Origin of the sequence: Idiomarina sp. UBA4206, assembly GCF_002383015.1 — a bacterium.
Taxonomy (GTDB): domain Bacteria; phylum Pseudomonadota; class Gammaproteobacteria; order Enterobacterales; family Alteromonadaceae; genus Idiomarina; species Idiomarina abyssalis.
This window is the reverse complement of the sequence record NZ_DFTS01000063.1, coordinates 19715-20059: the sequence shown is the minus strand read 5'-3', so window position 1 is coordinate 20059 and position 345 is coordinate 19715. Positions and strand designations below refer to the sequence as shown.

Annotated in this window: 1 protein-coding gene; it reads left to right on the top strand. The window is 49.6% G+C overall.

The window, feature by feature from the left end; translation table 11 throughout:
* A partial coding sequence (locus tag B3180_RS12980) for a DMT family transporter (RefSeq protein WP_286844983.1) occupies nt 1-345 on the top strand: 345 nt, incomplete at both ends.

Below are 345 nucleotides of genomic sequence, written 5' to 3'. Positions count from 1 at the left end.
CTAGCCCCTTTTATTGCGCGTCACCTGAATAAAATCACCCGTAAGCATTGGCTAAAATTAGCAAGTGTTGGCCTGGTGGGAAGTCTAATCCCTGCCTTTATGTTCGCCATAGCACAGACTCAATTAGCCAGTGGCGTCACCGGGGTTCTGAATGCCTTAACACCCATTGCCACTTTGGTTATCGGCTCTTTATTCTTCCATCAAAAGGCGCGGGTAGCACAGGTTATCGGTGTCGGTATAGGCCTCTTTGGTACCCTGCTTTTGGTAACCGCTTCGGCGAATGGCAGTTGGGACTTCAACCTTTATGCGTTGTTAGTCATGGCAGCAACGGTTTGTTACGGCCTC